Source organism: Mycobacteriales bacterium, from assembly GCA_035533475.1.
Lineage (GTDB): Bacteria > Actinomycetota > Actinomycetes > DATLTS01 > DATLTS01 > DATLTS01.
Genome location: DATLTS010000043.1, coordinates 1 through 6,856, shown reverse-complemented (window position 1 = coordinate 6,856; position 6,856 = coordinate 1). Strand labels below are relative to the sequence as shown.

Genomic DNA, 6,856 nt, shown 5'->3' with positions numbered 1-6,856 from the left:
CGAAAGCCTTCTGCCGGCTGCGCTCCTACCTCGACACCGCCCGCAAACAAGGCCAACCAGCTCTGGCCGTCCTACGCATGCTCCACGACAGTGGGCCCTGGATCCCCGCCATCGCCTGAGCGGGCGGCTGAGTAGTTACTCCGCTGATAACTCGGAACGTCCGCAGACGATACTGCGACATGCGGTACAGCTCGCCGAGGGTGAGTCCTCCGCAGAACTCCAACGCATCGAAGTGCGGACGCAGCATCTCCCGCAGGCTGCTTCCCCCGGTCTTGGGAATGTGCCAGACATAGAGGCGGGGTACGTCAAACGGCAGCGGGTCGGGGGCCACGAGCTCGTCGAAGGCCGGGTTGTGCTGAAACGACAAGAAGCATTCGCGGCAGGCCAAGAACCACCCCACGACCTGGTCGATCTGGCCGCCTCGCTCTAGGTGTTCGACCTTGGTGAGTTCCTCGCCGCCGGTGGGTTGACGACCGAGCAGCGACGAGTAGAGGGATGTCACCACCTCGGAGGAGTCGATACGCCGTCGCCGGCTACGCTTGCGCATCGACTACCGCCTGGTGGTCCGGTGTCGCGGTGTGGAGCTTCTCAGCGCAGGTCGGGCGGACGGTCGCACGGTGAGACCCGGCGGGACAGCCAAAGCCTGTCCCGCGCGTGAGGCTCAGCAGGTGGGTGTGACAGCTTGGTCTGGCTCCACTTTGGGCCGGAGTGATACGCGCCTCGCGGTTATTTGATCTCACGGTCGACCAGGCGCAGGACGGGCTGGGCGAGGTATTCGCCGCAGTACGTGGTGAAGTGCAGTCCATCGAACCGGCACAACCGCCCCTCAACTGACGCGCTGTAATGGCCATCCGGTGAAACGTAGGCATCGAGCGGCAGCACGTGAACCTGACGCGGATGGCGGGCAGCGACCGACCGCAACAGGGCGTTGAGTTGACGGTGCCGGCTCGCGGATCCCTCCGGGGGCGCAGCCCCATCCGGTAGGTCAGGCGGGTGCGCCCAGGGCACGGTCAGAAAGATGATCGGGATATCGCCTTGGCCGAGCATGTCCACGAATCGCTCCATCCGGCCGACCAGCTCGGCGTCGTAACCGGGCTGGCCGAGATGGACGCGCTGCCCATTCCGCACCCGGTCGAATTCGTCCCGCCAGCCCAGCTCGACGACGACAGCCTGGGCGCGGAACTCCTGTTCGGCGTGCCGCCATTGGGTCAGCTCGGTGCGGCAGCTGCTCGGCAGTGGCTGCACCGAGCCGCCGACGTCGAGTGCGGCGTCCACCACGAACGCGCAGCCGAGGATCGGCGCGGACGCGATCTCAACGCCATAGGCTTGCTCTTGCTCGGGGAGGCCGAAAGCGAGGCTGGCAGCGATTGAATCCCCGACCAGGAGGATCCGCCGAGGCGGGCAGCTGTGAAAGGTGCGGGTGACTTCGCGCCGCGTGTTGACCGACGTCGCCCACTGCGGGGTTTGGGTGACGGGTAAGGGGACTACCCGGTAGTCCACCGTGTCTTGCAGCGTCACTCGGCAAGCCGGCTGTCGGCCAAGCTGGCCACCCGCGCCACCCGCGGCCCCCGCGGCCCCCGCGGCCCCCGCGGCAATGATGGACTGCGCGGGGCCCGCACTCGCCACCGAGGACGCGGCGATCAGCGACAGCGCAGCAGCGGTCGCGCCCGCCGGCGCCAGCACCCGGCTTGCGCTCGCGGACACTCGTCGGCGGCGGAACGGCTCCTCGACGACCACGAAGGAAACTATGGCAACGAGGAGGCTGACGGTGAGTCGGAGCAGGAACAACCGGGCCCCGGTGAGTCCAGTCGTGTCCGTGTCGAGCCACAAGAACAACGGGAAATGCCACAGATACAAGCCGTACGAGATCTTTCCCAGCAGCCGCAACGGCGCCTTCGACAGCGCCCGCCCGAGCAGACCGCGCGGCTCGGTCACCGCAGCGGTGATGATGCTGGCCACCGCCAGGTCGAAACCCAAAAAACCACCGTGGAACAGCCACCCGGAGCTACCCCGAGCCGCAACCAGCGACCACAGCACAACCACCGCGCCCGGCAGGCTCAGCGCCCGCACCATCATCCCCGGCAGGTAGACGGGTCGTCCCCCACGGTTGCCGCTGGGCCAGCCGGTCAGCGCGCAGGCCAGGGCTGCGCCGACCAGCAGGCCCTGCGCCCGCGTGTCGGTGCCGTAATAGACCCGGCTCAGGCCGGCGCCCTTCCCGTACCACAGCGCCATGGCTACGGCCGAACCGACCGCACCGGCAGCCGCCACCGTTGCCACCAGCGCTCGCGGCCATGAGGCCGGGCGCCGGCGTCGACGCGTCATCACCACCAGGCCGCACACCACGACCGGCCACACCAGGTAGAACTGCTCTTCGATGGCCAGCGACCAGGTGTGCTGCAGCGGAGACACCGGCCCGTTGGCGATGAAGTAATTGTCGCCAGCCAGCACCTGATGCCAGTTGCCCACGTAGAGCAGCGCCGCCAGCCCATCGCCTTGCAGGCCGGGTACCGCCAGCGCCGGGCCGACCATCACCTGCCGGATCCCAACGATCGTGATCACACAGAACAACGCCGGGAGGAGGCGGCGAGCCCGGCGAGCCCAAAACGCCCGCAGGTGAATGGTTGCCGACGTCTGCCACTCAACCAGCAGTAGCGACGTGATCAGGTAGCCGGACAACACGAAAAAAACCTCGACGCCGAGGAAACCGCCGCCGCCACCCGGCAGGCCACCGTGGTAGAGCAGCACCAGCGCGATCGCGATGCCGCGTAACCCGTCGAGCGCCGGCTGGTGGTCAAGGCGCGGCGCCGCCGGTGTGACCCGCGCCTTCTGCTGTCGCTGCCCGGCAGGGGTCGCCGGCCCGGTCACCAACCGTTCGAGGTCATGGCGCCGGCCGGTCGCGGGACCCTCACGCCACCGACCCTAACCCGCACCCGGCTAAGCCGGCCGTTCCGATTTCTGGGAAAACGCTGTGACCATCGCTCGCTGTTGCCCGATGGCAGTTGCCCGATGGCGACGGGCGGAACGGCCGGCGGGTGGGCACCACCGACCGGGCTCCCCAACGCGGCCCGAGCACGGTGGGCAGAATCACCGAGCGGACAGCTGGCGTTTGTTCAGTCCCCAGTAGCAACCCTGGACGACCGACCGCCGAGCGCAGCACCCGAAACCGCCGGCCGACGACGCTTGTGGACGCGTTGGACCGGTAGCGGACTAGCGTGGAGGACCGCCACGGCTGGTCGGCCAGCAGCTACCGTTCGAGCGGCTCGGCGACGGTCAGCAGCGGCGCGGCCGGTGCCGCTGCTGGGCGGCGGCGTACTCGGCGGCCGCCCGCGCCCGAAATGGTAGTCGGCGATCTTGCTCGCAGCGAAACCGAACGGGAATGCCAGCTCGCGTTCGGCGGCACACACGACGGCCATCGTGCCGAGCCGGGCGCTATGGGACGTTGCAGATCACGTAGTGCTGGGTCCGGATGCCTGCCCGAACGAGGACCGACGATTCGGGGCACCCGTCCGAAGCCGCTGTGCTTAGCAGGTAGCGGCCCGACTCCAGCTCGAACTGGAACCTGCCGTCCTGGCCGGTCGCCATCGACGCGACGCGGAGCCCGCCCGAGCTCACGATTACCAGGACGCCACGGCCCGGTGCCCCCTCGAGCGCCATATGCGGAGTGCCGCCGCCAGCACTTGGGAACATCTCCGGCCCCCCGTAGTACTTCACCTGACCTACCAGCGTGCCAAGAGACGCACCCCTCGTCACAGGCGGGCTCGTGCTGGGGTGCAGTGGGGGGAGCTGCGCCCGCTGTGAGGTGCAGGCGGTGGCGCCCACCAGCAAAGTGACGACGAAGATCACGACGCGACATCTGCGACCCCGCCGCATGGCACCCATCATGGCTCATCGGGACTCGTCCAACGCGTGAAACCCTTGAAACACTGTCTATGCGGTCGTTGGCACTGTCTATGCGGTCGTTGGCGCGTGGGCGGCGTCGATGGCGGCGTCGAGAGCCGTAAGCAGGTCCTGCACATCGAGAGGTTTGGTCAGATAGGCGGTCGCGCCTTCGGCGAGCAGCCGCTCGACCTGGCCGGCTGTGGCGTCGGCGCTGACCATGACGATGGGCGTCGTTGCGGTAGCCGGGTCGTCCCTCAGCTGGCGCAGGACCTCGTCGCCATTGACGTCGGGAAGGTGCAGGTCTAGCAGGATCAGGACGGGACGGTGCTCGCGGGCCAGGGCGACCCCGAGGCGGCCTTGCAAGGCCGAGATTACCTGCACGTCGCTGCGACGTTCGAGCACCCGCTCCACCAGGCGCACGTTTGACAGGTTGTCCTCGATGTAGAGGATCTTGTGTCGCGACTCAGAGCCGGTGGCCTCTTCCGCGGTCGGGTCGGACATCGTCCCGCTGACCCGCTCGTAGTGCTCGAGTGGGCCTTCGACGATCGAGAGCACGACCGAAAAGCGGCTCCCCTCACCAGGAACCGAGCTCACCTCGAGCGTGCCGCCCATCGCCTCGGCGAGTCGGCGGGACAGGGCGAGCCCGACGCCGGTTCCCTCGATTCCGCTGCGTTCGGCGCCGAGTCGCTCGAACGGCACGAACAACAGCTCGAGGTGTTCGGGGGGGATGCCCGGGCCGGTGTCGGTGACGGTGATGCGCAGCTGGGCGGAGTCCACCCGGTCGCAGGAGACGACAACGGCGCCCCGGTCGCGGTTGTACTTGACAGCGTTGGCGAGCAGGTTGAGCAGGATCTGCTTGAGCCGCTGCCGGTCGGCCAGCACGTGGACGCCTCCCCCAGCCCCGAGGTCCGCGGCGAGCTGAATCCATCGGTGCTCGGCCAGCGGTCGGATCAAGCTGATGGCGTCCCCGACGAGTTCGCCTACCAGGACCGGCTCGGGGGAGAGCGCAAGTGCGCCGGTTTCGATCCGGGAGATGTCGAGAACCTCGTTGATCAGGTCGAGCAGGTGCCGGCCACCCTTGATGATCTGGTCGACCGATTCCTGCTGCGGGCCGGTGAGCTCGTCGAGCTCGAGGAGCTGACCGAAACCCAGGACCGCATTGAGCGGGGTGCGCAGTTCATGGCTCATCCGGGACAGGAACTCGCTCTTCGAGCGGTTTGCCGCCTCCGCGCTCTCCCGCGCCCGGCGTTCGCCCTGCTCGAGACGGGCCTGCTCGTCGAGCGCGGCACGCAGGGCCAGCGTGCGTTCCTCGACCAGGAACTCGGCGAAGGCGCGGCGGCGGAGCAAGGTCTCGACCAGCAGGGTGGCCAGGGCGGCACCGAGCAGGCCGGCGGCCAAGACCGCCCAGGGGGCGTTGGCGCTGAACGGGCCGACCAGCGGTTGATTGCTGCGGGCCACGATCGTCCACTGTTCGGCTCCGACCGTGACGGCCTGCTGGTCGGTCGCGCCGGTGAGCGGGAGGCTCTTCGTGGTGGCCAGGACCAGCGTCGAGGGATCTGCGCGGGACGATGCGTACAGCGCACCGTCGAGTTCGCTGAACGGCCCGTTGGCGTTGGACAGATAGACCTGTGACGCGGCCAGCGGCAGGTCCTCGTAGAGGATGAGTCCGGGGCCGACCACGACCGCGAAGCTGAGCAGCGGTCCGCCGGGCTGGTCGAACACGGCGGAGACCATGCCGTGTGCGGTCAGGGCCCGGGTGGCCAGCGCCGCCCGGGCTCCGGTGAGGGTGCTCCCGGCCGGCGGGCCGTCGCCGACTTCGGCCACCACCGAGACGGCGCCGCCGGTGGCGCGCAGCGCGCCGATGCCGCTGGCCGCGGCCAGCAGCGGGCGGGCGGCGGCGGTGAACAGCTGGGTCGAGCCGACCCGGGGTCGGGTGGTTTCGCCAAGGATCGGCAGGGTGGTCGCCGCCCCGGAGAACAGGGTGCTGATCAACGCCGAAGCCTCGGCCGTACGCTCATGGAGCAGCCGCGACTGCTCGTCCCGGACCACGGATCGCACGACCAGCGACATGCCGATGCTGATCCCGAGCAAGACGATCAGGAGCACGACGGACAGCCTGCGCAGCGGACTGCGTGTCCGTATCATCACCATGTACGCCCCTGTCGCGATTGGATTCTCTCCTCGGCTATCGACACGTCGAAGCACCGACATGAGCGGCGAAACGGGACAACGCGCTACAGCCGGACCGGAGTGGTCGATATCGCAGCAGTGGCGAGACCTGAACTCCGGTGAGTCGACAGCTCCGGTGAGTCGACAGCGCGCAGCGTGATGCGGCCCTCGGAGTCGTGGCGGCGGCCCCAACCGACGCCCGTCGGGAGCGGCGAGGCGCGCAGGCAGGCGCGGTGCTGAGCGAAGGACTCCTGGCGGAGGCGCTCAAGCCCCCTCGTCACGAAGGTCGTTCCGGCCTTGCACCTCAGGGGAGGACGCGAACGGGACGTCCTCTCGGGTCCAGCGGCCGGGGGCAGGGGCCAGCATGGCGTACTGGGTGCTCGCCACCGTTGGGCCGCTGGACCGTTCGGGGCGTACCTCGCCGGTGGTTGGGCAATCCTCAGCCACGGCGATGAAGGTGTTCGCGTAACCCATGTCTCAGTCTCCCCTGCTGTGCTGCCCGGCGAGCCAAGAGCCAAGAGCCAAGAGTCCGCCGTCGGTAAGGTGACACAACACGCCCTGTGGAAAACTCCCTGCTCGGAGCCAACGCGAAAAGCCTTGAAGACATTGGAAGAACCGTGTCCCATCCCGTCGGCGAGGTGCAGGTCGAGCCGGTCGGCTCAAAGCCTCCGGGGTAACCAACGAAGCCGTGCGTTTCACGCTGAAGGACGGGTCCTGACGCTGTCCGCCCGGGCCGCGACGCGAATGTGGCCGGTGCTGATCGATCGTCCCACAAGCGAAACGTCTTGCGAGAGGTCGATCAAGGTCC

The 6,856-nt window shown here is 68.5% G+C and carries 4 protein-coding genes; all 4 read right to left on the bottom strand.

What is annotated here, in order from left to right; all coding sequences use genetic code 11:
- Positions 1-726 precede the first annotated feature (726 nt).
- On the bottom strand, positions 727-2,865 hold the full coding sequence (locus VNG13_10365) for an acyltransferase family protein (protein ID HVA60920.1): 2,139 nt from the start codon (positions 2,863-2,865) through the stop codon (positions 727-729).
- A 564-nt stretch (positions 2,866-3,429) separates the two neighbouring features.
- The gene (locus VNG13_10360) at positions 3,430-3,843 is read right to left on the bottom strand and encodes a hypothetical protein (GenBank protein ID HVA60919.1); all 414 of its coding nucleotides are present in this window, start codon (positions 3,841-3,843) and stop codon (positions 3,430-3,432) included.
- Positions 3,844-3,948: 105 nt separating this feature from the next.
- Complete coding sequence (locus VNG13_10355; protein ID HVA60918.1) at positions 3,949-5,985, bottom strand: ATP-binding protein; 2,037 nt, start codon at positions 5,983-5,985, stop codon at positions 3,949-3,951.
- 327 nt (positions 5,986-6,312) lie between these two features.
- Positions 6,313-6,522 (bottom strand): DUF6157 family protein, encoded by a 210-nt coding sequence (locus VNG13_10350; protein ID HVA60917.1) that lies wholly within the window; start codon positions 6,520-6,522, stop codon positions 6,313-6,315.
- Positions 6,523-6,856 lie beyond the last annotated feature (334 nt).

Excerpts from the sequence above, each read along its gene's own strand:
- VNG13_10350 (HVA60917.1), bottom strand. The coding sequence starts at position 6,522 with ATGGGTTACGCGAACACCTTCATCGCCGTGGCTGAGGATTGCCCAACC.